The sequence below is a fragment of the Acinetobacter sp. 102 genome (assembly GCF_037028485.1).
GTDB lineage: Bacteria > Pseudomonadota > Gammaproteobacteria > Pseudomonadales > Moraxellaceae > Acinetobacter > Acinetobacter higginsii.
In genome coordinates, this window is record NZ_JAZEZK010000021.1 from 21,947 (window position 1) to 42,191 (window position 20,245).

16 protein-coding genes are annotated in these 20,245 nt (G+C 41.4%); 1 reads left to right on the plus strand and 15 read right to left on the minus strand.

Annotated elements, in window-relative coordinates:
* The first annotated feature begins 2 nt into the window (after nucleotides 1-2).
* The gene (locus WA352_RS17855; protein WP_033133094.1) at nucleotides 3-1,466 is read left to right on the plus strand and encodes a PepSY domain-containing protein; all 1,464 of its coding nucleotides are present in this window, start codon (nucleotides 3-5) and stop codon (nucleotides 1,464-1,466) included.
* Between the two features lie 62 nt (nucleotides 1,467-1,528).
* Here the strand turns inward: WA352_RS17855 and WA352_RS17860 are convergent, their stop codons facing one another.
* The 15 genes from WA352_RS17860 to WA352_RS17930 form a co-directional block, all read right to left on the minus strand.
* Nucleotides 1,529-2,272, minus strand: coding sequence for an adenosylcobinamide-GDP ribazoletransferase (locus tag WA352_RS17860; protein WP_033133093.1), 744 nt, complete (start codon nucleotides 2,270-2,272; stop codon nucleotides 1,529-1,531).
* 100 nt (nucleotides 2,273-2,372) lie between these two features.
* The gene (locus WA352_RS17865) at nucleotides 2,373-3,956 is read right to left on the minus strand and encodes a histidine-type phosphatase (protein ID WP_033133092.1); all 1,584 of its coding nucleotides are present in this window, start codon (nucleotides 3,954-3,956) and stop codon (nucleotides 2,373-2,375) included.
* A 110-nt stretch (nucleotides 3,957-4,066) separates the two neighbouring features.
* Complete coding sequence (locus tag WA352_RS17870; RefSeq protein ID WP_033133091.1) at nucleotides 4,067-4,672, minus strand: histidine phosphatase family protein; 606 nt, start codon at nucleotides 4,670-4,672, stop codon at nucleotides 4,067-4,069.
* The gene (gene cobT / locus WA352_RS17875; RefSeq protein WP_033133090.1) at nucleotides 4,662-5,732 is read right to left on the minus strand and encodes a nicotinate-nucleotide--dimethylbenzimidazole phosphoribosyltransferase; all 1,071 of its coding nucleotides are present in this window, start codon (nucleotides 5,730-5,732) and stop codon (nucleotides 4,662-4,664) included. The genes WA352_RS17870 and cobT overlap by 11 nt, the downstream gene beginning before the upstream one ends.
* 1 nt (nucleotide 5,733) lies before the next feature.
* Nucleotides 5,734-6,252 (minus strand): bifunctional adenosylcobinamide kinase/adenosylcobinamide-phosphate guanylyltransferase, encoded by a 519-nt coding sequence (cobU, locus tag WA352_RS17880; protein WP_033133089.1) that lies wholly within the window; start codon nucleotides 6,250-6,252, stop codon nucleotides 5,734-5,736.
* Nucleotides 6,253-6,254: 2 nt separating this feature from the next.
* Nucleotides 6,255-6,878 carry a 2'-5' RNA ligase family protein gene (locus WA352_RS17885; RefSeq protein WP_033133088.1) on the minus strand — a complete coding sequence of 208 codons (624 nt, stop codon included), beginning with the start codon at nucleotides 6,876-6,878 and terminating at the stop codon, nucleotides 6,255-6,257.
* 84 nt (nucleotides 6,879-6,962) lie between these two features.
* Nucleotides 6,963-9,086: a bifunctional mannitol-1-phosphate dehydrogenase/phosphatase gene (gene mtlD, locus WA352_RS17890; protein ID WP_033133087.1), complete on the minus strand. Its 2,124-nt coding sequence runs from the start codon at nucleotides 9,084-9,086 to the stop codon at nucleotides 6,963-6,965.
* Between the two features lie 200 nt (nucleotides 9,087-9,286).
* Nucleotides 9,287-10,543, minus strand: coding sequence for an MFS transporter (locus WA352_RS17895; RefSeq protein WP_033133086.1), 1,257 nt, complete (start codon nucleotides 10,541-10,543; stop codon nucleotides 9,287-9,289).
* A gap of 26 nt (nucleotides 10,544-10,569) precedes the next feature.
* The gene (locus WA352_RS17900; protein WP_004807313.1) at nucleotides 10,570-12,837 is read right to left on the minus strand and encodes a TonB-dependent receptor; all 2,268 of its coding nucleotides are present in this window, start codon (nucleotides 12,835-12,837) and stop codon (nucleotides 10,570-10,572) included.
* Nucleotides 12,838-12,846: 9 nt separating this feature from the next.
* Nucleotides 12,847-14,097 carry an MFS transporter gene (locus WA352_RS17905; RefSeq protein WP_033133085.1) on the minus strand — a complete coding sequence of 417 codons (1,251 nt, stop codon included), beginning with the start codon at nucleotides 14,095-14,097 and terminating at the stop codon, nucleotides 12,847-12,849.
* The gene (locus WA352_RS17910) at nucleotides 14,094-14,465 is read right to left on the minus strand and encodes a hypothetical protein (protein WP_033133084.1); all 372 of its coding nucleotides are present in this window, start codon (nucleotides 14,463-14,465) and stop codon (nucleotides 14,094-14,096) included. Before WA352_RS17910 ends, WA352_RS17905 begins: the two co-directional genes overlap by 4 nt.
* Nucleotides 14,462-15,100 (minus strand): acinetoferrin biosynthesis acetyltransferase AcbD, encoded by a 639-nt coding sequence (gene acbD, locus WA352_RS17915; protein ID WP_004807319.1) that lies wholly within the window; start codon nucleotides 15,098-15,100, stop codon nucleotides 14,462-14,464. The genes WA352_RS17910 and acbD overlap by 4 nt, the downstream gene beginning before the upstream one ends.
* Nucleotides 15,101-15,129: 29 nt before the next feature.
* The gene (locus WA352_RS17920; RefSeq protein WP_005315685.1) at nucleotides 15,130-16,947 is read right to left on the minus strand and encodes an IucA/IucC family protein; all 1,818 of its coding nucleotides are present in this window, start codon (nucleotides 16,945-16,947) and stop codon (nucleotides 15,130-15,132) included.
* On the minus strand, nucleotides 16,944-18,425 hold the full coding sequence (locus WA352_RS17925) for a lysine N(6)-hydroxylase/L-ornithine N(5)-oxygenase family protein (protein WP_033133083.1): 1,482 nt from the start codon (nucleotides 18,423-18,425) through the stop codon (nucleotides 16,944-16,946). The genes WA352_RS17920 and WA352_RS17925 overlap by 4 nt, the downstream gene beginning before the upstream one ends.
* Nucleotides 18,418-20,202, minus strand: coding sequence for an IucA/IucC family protein (locus WA352_RS17930; RefSeq protein WP_033133082.1), 1,785 nt, complete (start codon nucleotides 20,200-20,202; stop codon nucleotides 18,418-18,420). Before WA352_RS17930 ends, WA352_RS17925 begins: the two co-directional genes overlap by 8 nt.
* Nucleotides 20,203-20,245: the final 43 nt, after the last annotated feature.

Here is a 20,245-nt window from a genome sequence, read left to right on the forward strand (position 1 = left end):
CAATGAATGCCAAACAACTGAAAAAACTACTGGCATTGCACCGTAGTTTTGGGATGGTGTTGGGCGTTCTCGTTTTACTTTGGTCTTTAACAGGTGTGTTGCATCCGATGATGAGTGCAACACAACCTCAGCCTGTAAAACGAATGCCTCCATCTCAACAATTGGATTTAACACATGCCTTAGCGGCAACAGATGTTCTCAAGCAACATAAAATCGTGCAATTTTCAGCCTTGCAGGTAATTGAATTAGAAAATCAGCAGATTGCCTATCGCATATTACAGCCTAATCAAAAGATTGCTGAATACTATGATAGTCAGACCAGTCAATTGCTGGTTAATGCAGAACAACAAGATGCCGAACGTTTAGCGCGCTGGTACACGGGTCTCTCTCAACAAGAAATTGTATCCAGTCAAATCATCACCGAATTCAGCGATGATTATCCGAGTGTCAATCGTTTACTGCCAGTTTGGCGTGTTGATTTTCAAAATGGTTTACGTGCCTATGTGGATCCTTCACAAGCACGACTGGCCACGCTGTCTAATGATCAAATGATGTGGATGGCAAAAATATTCCGCTTAGGTCATACCTGGACGTGGGGTGATCAAACTTGGACAGGTCAAACTATTCTCATGCAAATCGCTTTGATTGGCATATTGTGCATGCTTTTTATGGGGATTGGCTTATTCTTTAAGATTCATAATCGGCGCAATCACCGTCTAGGGCAAAAACCGATCCAATTTCTACATCGCTATTTAGGTATCAGTTTAAGTGTCTTTATTCTGCTCTGGGTGTTCAGTGGTTTCTATCATATCTGGCAAAAAAAGCCCGATATAAAAAATATTCAACCTGTGTTCCATACGGCTGATCTAAGTACCAAAGTATGGCAGCAGGTTACTCAGCAGCCCATTCAGCGTCTGGATCTTGTGCCCACCACCTTTAGCCAGACACATACTCGTGCTGCATGGATGATTCAAGCTATCGGACAAGCTCCTTTACAAGGCAGCATGACGGCGGCAAACAAAGCGCATGATCATCACGTGACCAAAACAGCAGCTCCCGCGATTCAGTTTATAGATGCGGGTAATGGTAAAGCGCTTGATATTCTCGAACAAAGCAAACAATTAGCTGCTAGCTACTTAGATTTAAAGCCAGAGCAGATTAAACAATCCTCATGGGTGACAAGTTTTGGAGGAGAATATGGATTTATCAACAAACGCTTACCTGTGATCAAGGTTGAGACCCAGTTAGAGAATCAACTCAGACTGTATATAGAACCGAGCAGCGGTGTGATTGCAGCTCAGGTCACACAACAAGATGCCTTAGAAGGATTTAGTTTTGCTTATTTACACAAATGGACATGGTTGCCGATAGATAAAACGCTTCGAGATATCATTCTAGCTACGATTGCAGCACTGGTTGCCTTACTCGCTGTGTTGGGTTTCTGGGTTCAACTGCATAAACGCTAACATCACTCAAAGTGATTCTTCTGTTTACAGGAGGATCACGCCAATCCAAGTGATCAATTTTTTTAAATGATATAGAACGAAGCAATCACAGCACTGAGAAGCACGCCAGTTTCAGCCAGCTCAATTGCAGCACCTATAGTATCCCCAGTAATCCCGCCAATTCTTTTAATAAATAATGATCGCATATAAAAAAGCAGCACTAAAAAAACCAGTAAGGCAATTAATCCAAGCCATTTAAACATACAAAGCAATGCTATTGTAATGACAAAAACCATCCAAAGTTGTTTTTTAGGCATAAAATCTGTCATAGAACGGCCTAAGCCTTGAGCACGTACATAAGGCGTAGTAAGGAATAAAAACAGTGGCACACTGCGCCCAAGCATAGGCAAGACGATTAAAAAAACAGCCATTTGTTGTTCAAGCAAAACGTATAAGGCCACAAATTTCAGCAAGCAGACGACAACTAAACTCAGCACCCCGATTGGACCACATGCAGGGTCCTTCATGATTTTCAAGGTTCGTTCAGGATCACCAAATCCACCGACCCATGCGTCGGCTGTATCCGCTAAACCATCCAGATGTAATCCACCTGTCAGCCAAATCCAGAGTACGAGAATCACTGCCGCACTCAAGATGATCGGAAGCTTTGCCAATAACATGGCAGATGCAAACAAAATCAACCCAAGCAATAAACCCACCAAAGGATAAAACAGCATGGCCTGACCATTCTGTTTTGCGCTTGGCATCGTTTTGAGTTCAATTGGTAAAACAGTCAAAAACTGCAAGGCAATCCAAAAAGGTGTCATGCAACCTCTCAATGACAACGGGTTTATCATGCATGGATTATGAAGAAATAAAATTGGGAATAGCAAGCTATTCCCAAATGAAAAGACTGAATATCTTAGTTTATTGAATTTGATAACATTGTTTAAGCTTCAAATAATCATAATAAAAACTGTTCGTACTATAACGTGCGTAGTTACAACTCGACTTAAACAACGTTTCTTTCTCGTTATAGAACATTTTTACCAAGGTTGTGCCTTGCTTGTCTTGATAGATATCCCACTGTAGATTCGCTGCCATGGGTGACACCACCTCACCTCGCCAAGTGCTGCTGTTGTAGCTATAGGTTTGACGTAAAGGCAAAGGTTGCATCATATTGTGCAACTCTAAACTGGTCGCCAATGGAATGATAATTTCGGCATGGGCAAAACGTAATACCGCACGATGTGCTTGCTGCTGATCTACAATCGCATCGACTTGTTTAAATAAGTCCTGCTTTAGGCCTTGAGCAATTGCACTGGTGACGTTCTTCGATTCGGTAAAACTTGGCCCTTTGCTATAAAAATCATTGGCATCGTTAAATTCAGCATAAAATTTTGCAGCATCTACAGGCATATACTGATCAAAATTCACACCCTTCAATTCAGTTTTCATACCGCCTGATATTGAATATAACTCATAGACATAGGCCGCAGCATCCACAGCACTGGCAATACTGTTTTTACCCTTACCTTTTTCAGTGATGGTTTCACCTTTAGGCGAAGTGACGCTATATGAACCAGTATTGCTAAATACATAGCCCGTGGTTCCCAACTTTTGAATAAATTCTGTTTTGAACAGTGGATTCAATACGCTCTTTGCCACTTGTTCAGCACGACTATTTTTCGCAAGTTCATTTAACTTATTGACCAGACCTGCATCCTCTTCTTCAAAATGCTGATAGGCTTGGCTGGCATCGTAAATTGCCTGTTGTTGTCCTGATAAAGGCTGTGCTAAATCTTGATCTTTATTCAAACTATGAAAATAAAGCTTAAAACGATCCACCCCACCATCTTCAATCGTTGGCACACTACTACTAGCTAAACTGGTGTATGAAATTGGGGTGATGTGTGCCTTTAATTGCGGTTGCTGTTGAATCAATTCAGCAGTAAAAAACTTGGCGCTATCTACCGCACGGTCTACACCCGAACTTTGCACTAAAATTGATGTCGGTTGTTGTGCTGCGGTTTTAAACAGATTTGGTAAGCGTTGTAATAAGCGATCAGCAATACCACGATGCTCCTGAATACCTTGCATCGTTTCATTGCCATAGCCAAACTGACGAATGCCATCCACACCATAACCCAAAAGAATATTGGCTTTCATCATGCTTTCTAAATCTGCTCCCAGCTTTTCGCCTAAAGGTGTGAGTGCATGTTCAGCTTTGGCTTGTTTCCAAAGGTTATACAGCGCTAAATCATATTTAATACTGGATAAACCGCGTGAGCCATGACGTGCAACCAGTTCTGTAAATACAGGCTGAAAGCCTTGCGGAATGGCTTCATATTTTTTGAAATCTTGTTGTGGTTGGTATGGAGTTTTAGTCTGATAATATTTTGATTCAGCGTTATTTTCAGGGGTTGTTTGCGATTCTGAGTGATCGTCGTTATTACATGCCGCTAATACAATGCTCGCGCATAACACACTGCTTTTCAATAATATATTCATGAATGATTTGCTTATAGGTCAAGAAATGCCATGTATCATAGGCAGTCGCAATGACAATTCGATTACATGACCCAAGCAAATACTGGAAACAGAATAAGATTTTATGACTACTAAGTTGCTGTCATTTCAGAAAAGTGAATTTGATTGTCAACTTGAGTTAGCTTTAAAGCATATAACGTTCCTAACTCTGCGGGCATGGTTAATAGTTCATCTAGTTTGTGCTGACGTGCCAAACAGGTCAGCAACTTAATCACCCCACCATGCGTCACAATCAATGCTCTATTCCAGTTATGTTGCTGCATTTGAACATAAATTTCAGTAAAACCGTGCATGACACGCTGTTGAAATTGATTCAACGACTCTCCATTCGGCGCATGATATCGAGTTGGGAATTGCCAGAAATTTGCCAATAATTCAGGTGCTGTTTCATAAATAGTTTGAGTCGCAACACCTTCCCAATCACCAAAATACATTTCCTTGATTTCAACATTGAGTAGTAAGGGCAATTCGAGTTGTTTGGCTAATGCGGCCGCAAAGTTTTGGCAGCGTTGCAAGGGCGAGCTGATGATCACATCCCAGTGTACCTGAGCATCAAGCTGCTGTTGAACGGTGGATTGCATTTGCAACCAACCGTGTTCAGTCAAGGCATCATCGAGATGCCCACGCAAAGTATGGCTCAGTGTGGTTTCACCGTGCCGCAGCAAATCAAGGTGCAACTTTATCACCTGTCACAGCAGCTTCAGCAAAGGTGGCCATTTGGTTATGCAACACACAAGCCAGTTGCAGCATCGACAATGCAGCTCCTGCACCACTACCTTCACCAAGACGCAAATTCATATTTAAAATAGGCTGAGCCTCTAGGGCTTTTAGCACACGATGATGGCCATATTCAGCCGATTGATGCCCAAACAGCATCCATGCACGACTGTGGGGCTGAATGCGTACCGCACATAAAGCGGCAACCGAGCTAATAAAACCATCCACCACGATTGGCAAACCAAGTTGTGCACAGCGAATATAGGCACCCGTCATTGCAGCAATTTCCAAACCACCAACAGCAGCCAAGATTTTTAAAGCATCGTCAGCAACAGCTGCTTGATGTTGTTTCACTGCCTGATCAATGACAGAGATTTTATGTTGCAGCTGTTGATTATTAATCCCTGTTCCCACACCGGTCAGTTGTGCGGCATCTTCATTCAACAATAAACACGCCAGTGCTGAAGCTGAACAGGTATTACCAATCCCCATTTCACCTGCAATAAAAATATCAGCAGCTTGTGCTTTGGCGCGATCAACGCTGTCTTTACCCAATTGCAAAGCTGCTAAGCATTCTTGCTCCGTCATTGCAGCTTGTTGAGCGAAATTGGCTGTACCTGCACGAATGCAATGGCGCTCAACCCCTACATAATCATAGGCCTCACCTACAGTTCCACAATCCACAACCTGTAAATGTGCATGATGATGTTTGGCAATCACACTAATAGCTGCACCACCTGAGGCAAAATTTTGCAGCATTTGACGGGTCACGGCTTGCGGATAAGCCGAAATATTTTCTGCAACCACCCCATGATCGCCTGCAAAAATCGTAATCCAAGGTTGTTGAATTTGAGGATGTACTGTGCCCTGTAAGCTCGCCAATTGAATGGCTAGCTGCTCAAGTTGCCCTAAAGCCCCTGTAGGTTTGGTCAATTGCAGTTGACGTTGTTCAGCTTGTTGTTTGGCATCTAAATCTGGTTGTTGTACTGCAGCTAAAAACCATTGTGCTTGTTCAGTCATGTTATTTCTCATCTTTTAAAATCATTGGAAAGCCTGCGACACAAAACATGACTTTATTGGCAAGTTGCCCCAAGGTCTGATGCAAACGCCCTGCTTCATCGACAAAACAACGGCTGATTTCTCCCATCGGTACCACTCCAAGTCCAGTTTCATTACTGACCAAAATAATTTGAGAGTGTAGTTGCGGTAAGACTTCAAATAGTTTTTGCATCTGTTGTTGTTGCAAGGCTGGGTCTTCAGCCAATAAAAGATTACTCAGCCACAAGGTTAAGCAATCGACCAAAATCAGCTGATCAGGCTGATCCAATTGTAAAAGCCGGTCGGCAAGATAAATCGGTTCTTCAAACACTTGCCAATGGGCTGGACGTTGCTGTTGATGATGCGTAATACGCTGCTGCATTTCTGCATCTAAGGCCTGCGCCGTTGCAATATAAATGACCGATAAACCTGTCTCTTTGGCGGTTTGTTCTGCCAAACGACTTTTACCTGAGCGGGCCCCACCTAAAATTAGTTGCAACATATCTAACCTAGTTCAATTTGCTGATAAGGATACAGTAATCCTTGTAAAATCTGTGCCTTATAATAGCCGAAAGTCAGTTTTTTGACCTGAATCTTCATGGTTTTTAACGGAAGCTGTTGTATCCGCTGCAATACCCTATCACTCGGCCAAGCTTCATCATACAAACCTAAAGTAATATGCGGACAATATTCAAGTGCTGCGATCTCTTCAGATACATGGGCAAATTGCTGCCGAATTTGGGTTAGTACACCCTGCTGATCTTTAATCTGTAGGAACAAAGCACTACTAAAGCTATCGATCTGTGTGATTTCCAGCTCAAAAGCTGTGAGCTGTAATGCTTCAATCTGCTTAATCTGCTGCTGTAATTGTTGAATCTGAAAATCATCGTCGTATTGCTTGACAGCAGGCTGCAAGAAACCACACACAAATAAAGTAATGTGATATTGGCGTTGCTGTGCAGGAAGTAATAGATCTGAAAATTGTGCCTGGATTTCATCTAAATATTGAATCAATTCAGGTTGATCAATCTCTATATACCAAAGCCCATAATCTGAGCGACCCTTGTGCCATTCAGGATAATCGCGTATTGCGGTCGCAATCAACTGGGTGTCTGCTTGTAATAACACAACTTCAGCATCATAGATAAAGTTGTGTTATTCAAACATAAACCCAGATAGAAGTTAAGGTACTTTCACCGTGATCATTGCCGCTTATACAGTTAGAGGTTTCAATTCCTCCAACTGTGACATGAATGCATTATCATTGAGTTGCGCCTGAATTCCGTGATAGAGCTGGTTTAATAAGGCTTTCTTCTGATTTTCAGTAATGTCCATATGCTCAATATTGGTCTGGACATGTTTTACAATCTTAATCTCGTCCAGCTCAAGCATTTTCAGCGCATAAGCATAGCCATAAATTGCACCTTGCATTAACTTCTGGTAAGGAAGTTGTTGCTGCACATGAGATTCTAAACTGCCTAAAACACGCTCATTCAGATTGAGTTTTCTAAGCGGATCACGAGCTACACGCTCACATGGATCTTTATAGGCGGCTCGGCAAGAATGCAGAAAACTTTCCGCCATCCGATCCAGTTCTTTGGCTTGGTTGGGAATCATATTAGCCAAACCCAATTTAACTTCGTTGACCACCTGCTCTACATATTTCATGATTTTGGAATCGGCCATGGCGATACCAATGGTTTCATGTCCAAGTGCACTGGCATACCACGCTAACATGGCATGACATCCATTCCATAGTCGATTTTTAATGATTTGAATCTCAGAAATCTGATCCACCAAAATCATTTGGCGCATTTTGCTCAACAATGGACTGCGATTTTCCACGTAAATCGGCATATCCATTTCACTATGGAATAGGATCAAGTCCATATTTTGTAAGAATTGCCCTGTTTGAAACTGCCCACGCATGTCTTCTAAACAATGAGTAATCTGCTGTTCTTGCTTTTCAGTGAGGGCGGTTTCCTCTGTAAGTTCAATCGTTTCTGGATTGAGATCATTTTGATATTGTTTAAATAAATTGTGCTTGATATTGAGCTGACGATATAAGGCTTGATCCGTCAGTTTTGACACCATTCGATTGACCACGGTATCGCAAAAATAATGTTCACTTAAAATATGTTCTGCAATATCTTCATCCGTCATAGAAAGTAAGGCTTCACGGATATGTTTTAAGACCAAATACTTTGCGCACACTTTATTCAGAATAATCAAAAAAGTAATCGGCTCATTGTTGTCTGCATCAGCTGACATAAAACGGGCCAATAGTCCCTTCGCAATCGTTTTCGCCTCGGACTCAATTGCCTGTTCTGGCAAACACAGTGCGATCAGGCTAGATTGCATATACATCTCTAACATCTGCTGTTCATTGTCAGCATCAATCACAGTGAGATTATCAATACGCTCATCATAGGAAGACTGACCATATCGAATACTATAGCTGCCAAAACTGTTCACGGATTCCAAATAAAGACGATTTCGGGTTGATGCCAGAATCCGTTTTGGGCGTGTGTAACCATCCCAATAGGACAAGATCTGTGCTACATATCCCCCACCAATGGCACCAAAGCCATGAATCCCAACAGTCAATTGATTGACACTTTGCGGAAATAATTCTTGTAATTGTGGCATACCCATTTCAGGGACATATTGATCCAAAGCATTCAGGCACTCATACATGTCCTGATAGTAAAAATTTGCTTTAGAGAGCATATGATCATTGGGTTCTTTAATATCTTTGAATAAAATCGTGATACCGCCAGCATCATAGGCTGAACAAATCCCGTTTTCCGAATCTTCAAACATTAAACATTGTTGCGGTTGTAAATTTAGCTTCTGCGCCGCTTTTAAAAAGATTTCTGGATGTGGTTTTCCTTTTTCAACTTCATCCCCACAGACCAACAAATCAAAAAATTTATAAACATTGGCATTAATTAGATATTCTTCTGCAATTGCTCGACGACTTGAGGTCGCAACTGCCATTTTTAGACCAGACTTTCTTAAACGTTCTAAAACTTGAACCAAACCTTTTTTAATCGGCACACCATTTTTACGTACAGACTCCAATTCCACCTCATCTGCACGTTTGCGAATGGCAGTATAAGGAACATCTGTACCATAAAACTTTTGTGCCAGTTGCTCCGATGCTTTGGCACTTAAGCCGAGACACTGCATCAAATATTCATCAGAAAATTCCTGTCCAATCAGCTCTTTTGATGCCTGTTTCAATGTCTGAAAGCGTAAGCGCTCGGTATCAAACATTGTTCCATCCATGTCAAAAAGTGCTCCTTGAACAGGATAATCATGAAAAATAAGCATCTTTACTCCTTTATCTATCTTGTTATGACGTTTTATAGGGTACATAAAAAATCCCGTTAAAATCCAAAACGTCAATAAATGAAATAAATTTGATCAAAAAATAAACACAAAGGCGACTCATCATAGCAATATATGACTGAAACAGTCGGAATACTTGCATTATGAGGAAAAAGATGAGTCATTTTTAGCCAAAATCCCTTTTATTCATCAAATAGCAATGCGGTTTCATCCTCTTTTCGAATCAACATCCAACTAAAATAAAGGCCAATCGACATGGTTAAAAACAGTAATAGATAGAATGGGAAATGGGTATTAAAGCGGTACAGGAATGTACTGAGTAAGGGGCCAACAATTAAACCCAATGCCTGTGTTGCCGTACAAAAACTTGCCATCTTAACCTGTGATTGCTGGGATACGGCTTGAGCAGCACCTGTGGTAAATGCAGGTAATAAACACGCCACAGAAATACCATAAAAAATATAACTTGCCTGAAATACAAAAATTGTAGGTGCGTAGAGTGAAAGTAATAGACCAAAACACATTGTGACTAAACCAATAATCACCAAACTATTTAATTTGAGTTTAAACACTTTCACGATTAAAAGTTGGGTCAGTACTAGACAAATGCCAACGACCAACATGCATTGAGAAAAATAAACTGCACTCTGTTGGCTACTGAGATAAAACTTATCCTGAATATAAAAACCTGCCGTCATATTTAAAGTCACAATTGCAACATAAGTGACAAAACCTAGAGTTAACCAGATCAGACTTTGCTTCAGAATTGGCTCATTCGCTCGTGCATTATCTTTATCTTGTTGCGGATTGAATGACTCAGCCTGAACTTGCGGACTTTTACTAAACAGGATGCCGAGTGCAATACTGACTAAGCCAAGTAAAGCCACAGCAATCCACATTGGGAAAAGTAAACCACCAAACAATAAAACTGAGGTTGCAAACGGGCCGATAATCATCCCAAAACTATTCATCGCACCAAACATCGCCATTTGCTTGCTACGTTCAGCGGCTTCACTCGCATGTGTCATTACATAGCTTTGCAGACCAATTTGTGGCAAAGCCATAAAAATACCTGTAGAAGCACGACTCAATACCAGTAAGATAAAAATCAATAACGTGGGTAAAATCGCTTGTGATCCAAAATACAGAATCAAGGTGAAAATAGCCCAAGTAAAGGTCATTCCCCAAAAGCCATAATTGACGAGTTGGTTGGGAGATAGCTGATTTTTCTTTTTCGCAATCCAGATCGAGGCAATTGCCATACAGATTGCCCCTGCTGAAACAATCACACCACCTTGGAATTCAGATAAATGTAATTGTCGTGTCAATGGGGCAAGTAAAGGGAGAATCATGGAAAAACAAGTTCCATTGATCAAAGCAGCTAGCGCTAAAAACTTTAAATTATTGTTCATCATGAAAATCATCAAAAGAAAAGGCATCTAAAACAGATGCCTTTTTGATTAGATTAGTATTTGAGGGTATAACTCAAACCATAAGTACGACCTTGTGCAGCTAGACTAGAAATATCGCCATACACTGTCGAAACTGCTTGGCTATATACAGACTTATAATCAGTATTCCAAACGTTATAAACACCAAATCCTAAAGTACCCGGACCGGCTTTCGCATTGGCAATCACATCCATAACTGCAAAACCTTTAATTTCAGCAGGTGGGCGACTACCATTTTCAATGGCTTCTTTACGCGCTTTGTCTGTACCGCCAATTGCCAAGGTTTGAACACGCAAACCTAGACCATCGTTAAATTGCCAATCTGAATAGACAGTTCCTTTTAAGGGTGCAACACGGATGGCATCTAACTCTTGCCATTTGCCACTGGTATTTTTAAATTGACCACGTGTATAAGCCAAAGTACCACCGACATTCCATGCATCAGTCACCGCATACTTCACATTACCTTCTAGCCCATAAACACGCTCATCGGTATCAATCACTTCGATTGCAAAGTTTGGTGGACCAAATTTCAAAGATTTATCCGACTTGTTATAGAACGCAGTAAGCCCTGTGGTTAGAGCATTGTCTTGTAGACGCCAACCTAGCTCAAAACTATTCACTTTAATTGGATCAATGGTTTGATTGCTTACGACAAAGTTTGCTGGAACGTCTCTGAGCATACGTTGTACATCTGGCAAGTTTGCACCTTGAGAGAAATTGGCAAAGACTTGTTGAGCATCTGTTAAATGATAAACAGCCCCTAAGTTAAATAAAGTCGCATCATGCTTGACCGACCCACCTTTTAAAGTTACTGGATTATATGTTGGAATAAAATCTGCAATCATCGCTTCAGAATAAGGAACAGAATCCTGCACTTGGCTATCAATTCGCTCATGGCGCACGCCTGCCTGTAAATTTAAGCGATCAGTGACTTCAAATTGACTCTGTAAAAAGAAACCTAACTTCTCAGTATCTACATCTGGACCAAAACCATAATTATTTAATGGTTTGAACTTCAGACCATTACTACTCATAAAAGTATTTAGATCATAAAGCTGTGCGGTTTGCTTGCCTTTTTCTTTGTCATAATCGACACCATAAGTGAGATGTAAAGCGCGTTCCGCAAGGTTTAATTTGCTTTGTAAAGCTAAACGCGCACCAAATACATCAATATCAGTTTCCGATTGAGTAACAATATACATCCCTTTTTGAGGATGGGCTGCATGTGCTAAATAGTTTGCACTTGGATAAAACCGACCTTTTTCAGTACGATAGTAAGCTTCTGCATTTAAAGTCTGACCAAAGAAATCTTGGTTTTCATATTGCGCATTTACAGCTGCACGTTTTGTTCTTGGCTGACTGTCTAGTTCCAAACCTTTCACTGCTTTCTGGCTTGGTTTTGCACCTCTAAGTAAAACAGCTAAGCCTGGTCCATAGTCTGCACCATAGTCACTGTCTTGTTCATCATTATAATATTGTGCACCAATACTAATACTTTGCTTATCAGCAAACTGCCATCCCAAGCGACCATTGACATCGATGGTTTCCGTATCTTGACGGTCAGTCTGAGCAACTTCAGGTCCAATTCGATCGCCATGACTGTCTTGAATCTCACCGCGCTTGGTATAGCTTGCCCCTAAGAAACCATTCCAGTCCCCTTGTTTAAATGCAGCAGATTGATATGCTTCATAAGCCAAGGCATCATTTTTAAAGTTATCGCCTGAAGTTACACCGAGTTTTGATTCAAAATGAACACCCTCGGTCGACCCTTTTTTAGTAATGATATTGATGATCCCGCCTGTTGCACCAGAGCCATAAATGCTACTTGCACCAGAGACCACTTCAACACGCTCAATCATATCAGGGCTAATACTATTTAATTGACGTGAACTATCACGCGAACCCGTTTGTGGTACACCATCAATCATATACTGGACTGTACGACCACGCATGGTCATTCCATAGTTACTGGTTGTACCAGAGCTTGGTGTAAGCGATGGAACTAATAAGCCTAAAATATCTGCTGTGCTTTTACCCGCAGCGGCTTGTTTTGCAATATCTTCTTGTTCAATGCGGTACACCGTACCTGCAATTTCAGCAATACTTTGTGCTGAACGCGAGGCTGTCACCACAATAGGTGCAAGTTGTGTTGGTTTCTGACTTGTAACAGCAGCAGTCGTTTGAACAGATGCATCTGTTTCAACTGTTTGAGCATATAGCTGAGTACTGATTGCTAAGCTTAACAGCGTTAATGATGTCGAAAGTGAACGTACTTTCATAAATTACCCCTAGGTGAGTTGTTTCGTTTGTTTTGCTTTGTGGATTAACACTTGGCTGAGCAAGACGCTCAACACAGATGCTGCTGCGAGAATGAGATAGAAATTTCCATAACCAAATGCTTTGGCCAAGAAACCAGACATTGCACCGCCAATGAAATAAACCAGGAGTTCAAAACAGACCAAAATGGTGAAGTCTGTTCCAGCTTGTTCCTTAGAGCTGGTATGCATGAAGTGCGCATATAAAGCAGTCATCGCGATATAACGAATCGCCAAAATAACTACAACAAATAGCCCCAATAACATTTGCCACTGATTAAACCAGCTGAGTAAGACCGCGATGCCCAGTAAGGCATAGACCAAACTGCGTGCCCAACCAGCCCAAATCAGTAATTGTGTTGCTGCAATTTTTTTTAACAGGAATGCGGCTGTCACTGCTGCCAATAACCCAATGCCCGCGCCAATCACAGACATCAGTACGCCAATCTCTGCCAATGACCATTTTTGATCAATCAACATCGGATTGAGCATGGCCATTGCTGGCGCTTCGACTACGCGATAACAGACAATCAAAGCCAAGGCCCAAAGCATCTCAGGGCGCTTAAAGGCTCGAATCAGACTCGGCGCTTGTTTGGCAATTTTTTCAGTATTGGTTTTTTCTTTAATTTGAAACACTGCAAGCATGGTGAATGCTGTCATTGCAGCTAAACAAATCAGCGCTGTTTGCCAACCATACAATTGATAAAGCCACAAAGTTGCAGCACCACCAATCATACTGCCCAGCGCCACGCCAATACTTTGTGCCATACTGCCTAATCGGTATTCGGATTCAGAAAAGGTTTCGACGGTATAACCATCAATCGCAATATCTTGGGTTGCGGCAAAGGTTGAAATCCATAAACCGACAATAACAAATACACTTAGACCATAATCGAATTGTGTCAAAGCCAAGGCAACGACACCTAATACCAAGGCTATTTGGGTGAATAAAAGCCAAGTTTTGCGTTTTCCAAGTGCCTTAAAATAGAAACGATCAATTAAGGGTGCCCAAAAAAACTTAAATGCCCATGGGATATATAGCAGCGACAACATGCCAATCCAGCGTAGATCGACCCCTTGATGACGTAGAATTGCAGGTAAGGCAACATTGTAAAAGTACAGCGGCAATGCATGTGCAAGGTACAACACCACCACCACAGATAAGCTCAGTGCAGAGACTGTTTTGATTGGAAAATCTTGGTCAGGTTTTATTTGTTGATTCATAAGTACCTCTGCATCGCCCATTGCACGGCAGCGGTCTTTTCTAAACTGACAAAATAAGGAACATGCCAAGCTTTTTGCAAAGCTGGCGTGTCTAATCGAATACGATCTGCCTCATCTTGGGCAATTCGGGCAAGGCCTAAACAATACTGGTAAAAATCTTGTTTATATTGTTTGTACCATTTCCCCTGAATCACCCGATATTCTTCTGGAAATTCAGTGTTTGGCTCGGTTTGCATAATCAGCACAAAACTTCTTTTTTGTTCGAAATATTGTTGAATATGCATTAACCATTGCTCAAATTCTGCCACTGAGACATGCTCGGCAAAGCGCATGTCCAAGATGTGCATCTCATTGATAGATAGGCTCATGTAACACTCAGGATTTTGGCTGGCTGATTGGCTAGCTGTTGTTGTGACGTTTGGTAATATTCACCAAACTTGTTATAAAAAGTTTCTCTAAAGCAGTAATACAACATTGCCGTTTTTTCTGGCATAGGAATTAAACGTTGAGTTTCGTAGCAGAGTTCTGCAACCACAGCGGCATAAGGTTTAACCGTATGATCAGGCTCACCCACAATTTTCTTGGCTTGTGAATGTTCAAAAATATAGAAGCTGAGCAAACGAATGGTTGGACGTAAAAAGCCCTTACCAAACACAGATTTATCACCAAATAGCAAATGCCAACCGAGATCATTGTCATCACCTTCGTAATAACGACCTAAACGATCACGCTTACCTTCATAGATCTCGGTATAGCCCACATCTTTGCCATCCACACCCACAATCAATAAACGTTGATGGTCATCCGCCAGCATCTTGTCGAAGTAAACCTGTAAATCCAGTTCTGACTTATTCAATTGCCACTGTGGAATGACATGTGGCTCATGCATCCATTGATGTAGCAAAGGAATATCTTGTGGGTATTGCACTTGGCGTAAGTAGTATTGTGTGCCATCTTCGTGGTATTCAAAATAATCTGGTAATTGCTGAGAAATAGTTTTCATATCGAACCTTTATAAATTTAGAAAAAGACTTAACCCGCTTTAGATTCAGCTTGTTGAGCTGACCATTCAGCCAATGTTTCAGGGCTCACGGGATTTGCAATTGGATCAAGGAAAACAGGCACAGGACGCTCTGCTTCATCGTTATAACTGGTGGTAAATAAACGAACACGGTTTAAACAAATTTTGGTGTACGTTGGGCGCAGCATGGCAAATTTTTCAGCTCGTTCAGCCAGTTCTGGATGTTGTTGGTTAAACGCAACAATGGTGTTGGAAATGGTCTGCCAGAAATCGAGTTCTGAATATTCTGGATAATCTTGTAAGAACACATTACAGATATAACGGTAATGCACCATGAACAGCCCAGTGAAAATGAAATGACTTAAATCTGTTGCTTCATGACGTAATAACAAACCGCCTTCAGATGGCAATTGAGCCAATTCAGGGAAATCTTCATCCACTAAATTGATGTCATCAATGAAGTCTTTTAATACCAAGGCTTTTGGCACACCATTTTCATGTACCAACATGGTATTTTCGCCATGCGGTGAAAAAGCCAAGCCGTAGCGATACAGGCAAAGCAGTAACGGACTGAGGCAGACTTGAGCAAATTGTGCTAACCAAGCCAGAGGACTCAAACCAGACGCTTGAATCAGTACACTTAGGATCGATTGACCTGAAATATCTCGGTGTAATAGTGCTGCTTGAGAAAGCACTTGTTGTGATGGATCAACATAGCGATCGACACTTTCACGCCACAAGCAACCAAACAATTCTTTAAATTGATAAGGTGCACCTTCAATTCGGTCAAAACAAGGTTGGTGAATGGTTAAGCTCGCCACTTCACCCAAGAAAATCACGCCAGTTTTTTGTAAGTCTTGATCTTGCTGATGGATTTGCTTTAACCACGCGGTTACAGCTGGGGCTGCAAGATTACGTTTTGATGGGAGTCCACGATAAACAGCGGTATTGAAAATACTAACAGGCAGTTTAATGTAATGACGTTGTAGGTTTGATGTGTTGCATAATGTCCGAATAGACTGCATTGGCACATAGCTGTCTTGGCTAATGTTCAGCTCAATAATTTTTTGGTCAACAATTTCATTGGCATAAGTTGGAACCAGCCATTGATGCCATTGCCAAGCATGTACAGGAATCAAAAAGTAATTTTGCGGATCTAAATTCTTTTCTTTCAAAATTTGGATGAACTGTTGCAGCTCATTAGCATCAAATTCATGTTGATATAAACCACAAGCATCCCACTGCTTTGTACTACGGAACTCAGCCAAATCACGATGTACGGCCAACCATAATACTTTGACTTCTGGTGATAGCTCTGGTGCAGCACTTAAATAATCGTCATAACCAAAGCCCATGCGGCCTTTGCTCATAATCAACCAAGGGTGACCACGTAGCATGCCTTCAACTTTATAGTGCGGTTCAGTCAGCACGGCTGTGCTTGGTAAACGCGCTTCATTAAATAAATGCGCTTCTGCCAACCAAGTATTATTCATTTCCTTAATCAAATACGCTTTGGTGAAAGGCTTTACGTTTGCCTTGTCAGACATTGCGACAATAAACTCATGTAAATTCCAAGCAGGCTGATCACTGTGCTGACCGTTGCTTACATCACGTACTGAGCCTTCCTGAATATTCCAGTGTCCAAGCAAATATGGGTGGCCTTGGAATTCATAATGACGATTGCCTAAATCCAACTGATAACGTCCTGTTGATAAGGCTTTAACTTCAATAATTTCTTCATATAGAAACTCTGCAATCGCCATTTCAATGAGACGCTGTCCAGCGGCACGCCATTGCTGCTGATTAATTTTTAAAGTTGCAAAGTTCATATCAATTTCTCATAAGTTGAATGTACAGACACAGTTTGTGTACGTGTATTTGCACAACGACTACCTGCATGCGTTGTAATCGTGCTCTGTTCTGTTTTCTTTAAAATAGACTGGTTTTGGCTCACAGCTTTTTCAGAAACACCCTCGACTGAAAGTGCTTGGTCATCTGCCATTTGGATTTTAGGATTCTGATTGAGCTCAAAATGCTGGAAGGTCTGCGCCTGCTGATCGAGTTCATAAAGCGACTCACCAAGCAACTGGTTAATAATCGTCGCTGCACGGTAAGCGCCAAGCCCTAAGTCTGGTGTACCGACCCCATGGCTATGCATTTCCTGATTCTGGACAAAAATATGACCATTTAGATGATGTACAACACGATAGTCTTCAGTGATTTGCCAACGCTGTTTATGATCAAATTCAATATAAGGTTTCAGCAACTGCATAAAACCAAAATCAGGGGTAAAGTAACCTGTTGCAGCAACCAGGAAATCACAATCTAAATGGAAAGCCTGTGTCGTGGCACGATGTTGGAAATGCAGTCGAATTTTTTGCGTATCTAAGACTTCTGCATCTTTCAAATCACATTGGCTATGTAAATGTGTCTGCAAACTTTGACCCGCAATGCTACGGTGATAAAGTTTTTGATAGATTTCACGGATGGTCTTTGCACTAATGCCCTTGTATAACAAAGACTGCTGCTGCAATTGTTGCTCTTTCTTTTCAGCTGGCAAAGCATAAAAATGCTGTGCATAGTCTGGGCTAAAATGTTCCAGCCCCAATGGTGCATATTCCATTGGAAAGAAGCCCTGAGAACGAGTAAACCAGTGTAGGTCGAACTGATGATTGGCTGTATCTTGCTGCTCATCAAACAGATCAATAAAGACTTCGGCTGCGGATTGTCCTGAACCAAGTACCACAACATCGCCGTGTAAATCTGTATCGGCATGCGTCATATATTGTGCAGAATGCAGACATTTTTGTGGTTGCTGTTGCTGCACTTTGGCCAAGCATTCAGGCAAGTAAGGCACATTACCGCTTCCGATAACCAGATGACGGCATAAATAACTGTGCTGAACACCCTCCGATTCCACCACAACTTTAAAGCCAATGGTTTGAGGTTCGATCTTCAAAACACGAGATTGATATTCGATACAATCAAGTTGTTCTGCAACCCATTGACAGTAATGGTTATACTCACAACGTGGAATATGCGGTTGTTCTAAAAAGTAAAATTTATATAAACGTTGCTGATGGCGCAGATAATTCAAAAAGCTAAATGGGCTGGTTGGATCAACCATTGAGACCAGATCCGCCATGAACGGCACTTGCAATACCGTATTGGGTAACTGCATTCCTGCATGCCAGTCAAACTGGGCTTTCTGCTCAAAAATTGCATAGTTCAGTGTGCTTTTATTATGCAGTAGGCTGGCCAGACTCAGATTAAATGGCCCTAGACCAATTCCAATAAAATCAAGCATAACTGACATCCTTCTGTGAAATACGCAGCGGATTTGGCAGTTCGACATAGACAGATTGGTTCTCGACAGGCGCAATCAACTCATCTAATTCATGTAAACGTGTGAGCAAATTACCTTTATAAGGCAAGGTTGCATTGAACAATAATCCCTGTAATAAAGTACTGTCTGGATATTGCTGCAATTGTTCCTGCAAGAAACTTGTTAGATGCCCAAGTAATTCATCCTCAGTAATATAGCCTGTTGCACCAATCGCATTGATAATGCCGAACAAGGTATTGCCAAAGAAATAATAACTAAAACGGTCATCCACGAAATCTTTAGGCCCGACGGCAAACGCTTTTTCTTTCAGCTCAGGCAGCGCTTGCAGAATTTCAGTGGCGAACTCTTCGATATAATAAAAACCTTGGTTATCACGTAGCCATAAGCTTTTTGGGAAATGATTCTCTAGTTCCAACAGCACATTTTGCTGATGCGATTCAAATGCCATACCATGGCGATGATAGACATACATCAACGGTTGCAAACTGACTTCGAGAAAACGATTAAACCAATCCAAAGCAATTTCTGAGAAATCGGTTTCATGATGTGCTTTTGCAATTTTTGCGAATAAAGCATTAAAACGATTTAGAGGTTTATTTGGATGATCCTGACATAAGGATGCAATACAAGTGACTTGCTGTTGAGGATGGAATGGCTGATCGCGGAAAATACAGATACTTTCGTTCACAACCTCATCATCAATTTTCAAAGCAATCCATGCTGGATCATTCACTGCTTTTAAGCTTGGGCAATGCTTTAAAATATTCTGACCAAATTCACTGTGCCATAGACGATGAGTGAGTTCACCACGGTGGCATTCTTTCGCTAAATTGACTCGAATAGAGTTGGTAATCATCACCGAAAGCGATGGTTTTACCATCCACGGCGCATTAAAACTCGCAAGTGTTCGGATCGAAGTGGTTGGAGAAAATTGCCAGCCTCGTAAGCCAACATCAATTAACTGTCCCGTTTGTTTTAAACGTTCAAACCAAGGCTTACTTTGCAAATAGCGGGCTTGCCAAGGATGTAATGGGAGTAATTTATATGCTGTGTGGGTCTTGAGCAGATTGAGATCATTTTCAGACAAATACCACTGTAACGCTGTTTTTAATTGAGCTGAAATACTTTCATCCGTAGCGCTGCCTTCTGAGATATAGTCCTGATGAACCAGCCAATAATGTAGTTGCGTCTTGCCTTTATGTTCAGGTGAAAACTTTAACCAGTCTTCATGTACAAAACCTGTTCTACTTTTCGGCGCTGGATGCATGCTATGCCCTAGAATCAGTGCCTGTTCGGTTTCAATAAAATTCTGGCCTGCTTTTACCAAGTCGTCGAAATCAGCTTCGCGCTGCGCTAAAAACTGTTGTAATGCATCACGACTCTGAATCCACTTCTCCAGCAAAGAAGCTGCATCTAATGGAATAGAGGACTCAAAAACCAATTCCTCAAGCAATAGCCCGACAATTGCAACAGTACTAAATGGTTTGACTTGTCCATGGATAATAATTTGTGGAAGATCTGCTAAACGATGTCGCCCGACTCGACTGACATAAGATAAAGGGAAATTACATTGCGCTTGAATAGAATGGATAGGGATTGATAACAGCGTCAAACCTTGGCTAAACGCTTGTTGTTGTGGACTTTGCTGACTGTTATCTAGCAAGTGACCTTTGCCAGTTTCTTGCGTATATGCATTGACGAAATGTTGCATCGCCAACCGATTGGCAAGTGATTGCATCTGACGGTATCCTCTTTCAAGAGAGTTAATTTGTTTTTCGAAA

Coding starts and splice junctions, on each gene's coding strand:
- WA352_RS17855 (WP_033133094.1), top strand. CDS start 3: ATGAATGCCAAACAACTGAAAAAACTACTGGCATTGCACCGTAGTTTT.
- WA352_RS17860 (WP_033133093.1), bottom strand. CDS start 2,272: ATGACACCTTTTTGGATTGCCTTGCAGTTTTTGACTGTTTTACCAATT.
- WA352_RS17865 (WP_033133092.1), bottom strand. CDS start 3,956: ATGAATATATTATTGAAAAGCAGTGTGTTATGCGCGAGCATTGTATTA.
- cobT (WP_033133090.1), bottom strand. CDS start 5,732: ATGACTGAACAAGCACAATGGTTTTTAGCTGCAGTACAACAACCAGAT.
- cobU (WP_033133089.1), bottom strand. CDS start 6,252: ATGTTGCAACTAATTTTAGGTGGGGCCCGCTCAGGTAAAAGTCGTTTG.
- mtlD (WP_033133087.1), bottom strand. CDS start 9,086: ATGCTTATTTTTCATGATTATCCTGTTCAAGGAGCACTTTTTGACATG.
- WA352_RS17895 (WP_033133086.1), bottom strand. CDS start 10,543: ATGCCTTTTCTTTTGATGATTTTCATGATGAACAATAATTTAAAGTTT.
- WA352_RS17900 (WP_004807313.1), bottom strand. CDS start 12,837: ATGAAAGTACGTTCACTTTCGACATCATTAACGCTGTTAAGCTTAGCA.
- WA352_RS17905 (WP_033133085.1), bottom strand. CDS start 14,097: ATGAATCAACAAATAAAACCTGACCAAGATTTTCCAATCAAAACAGTC.
- WA352_RS17910 (WP_033133084.1), bottom strand. CDS start 14,465: ATGAGCCTATCTATCAATGAGATGCACATCTTGGACATGCGCTTTGCC.
- acbD (WP_004807319.1), bottom strand. CDS start 15,100: ATGAAAACTATTTCTCAGCAATTACCAGATTATTTTGAATACCACGAA.
- WA352_RS17920 (WP_005315685.1), bottom strand. CDS start 16,947: ATGAACTTTGCAACTTTAAAAATTAATCAGCAGCAATGGCGTGCCGCT.
- WA352_RS17925 (WP_033133083.1), bottom strand. CDS start 18,425: ATGCTTGATTTTATTGGAATTGGTCTAGGGCCATTTAATCTGAGTCTG.
- WA352_RS17930 (WP_033133082.1), bottom strand. CDS start 20,202: ATGCAATCACTTGCCAATCGGTTGGCGATGCAACATTTCGTCAATGCA.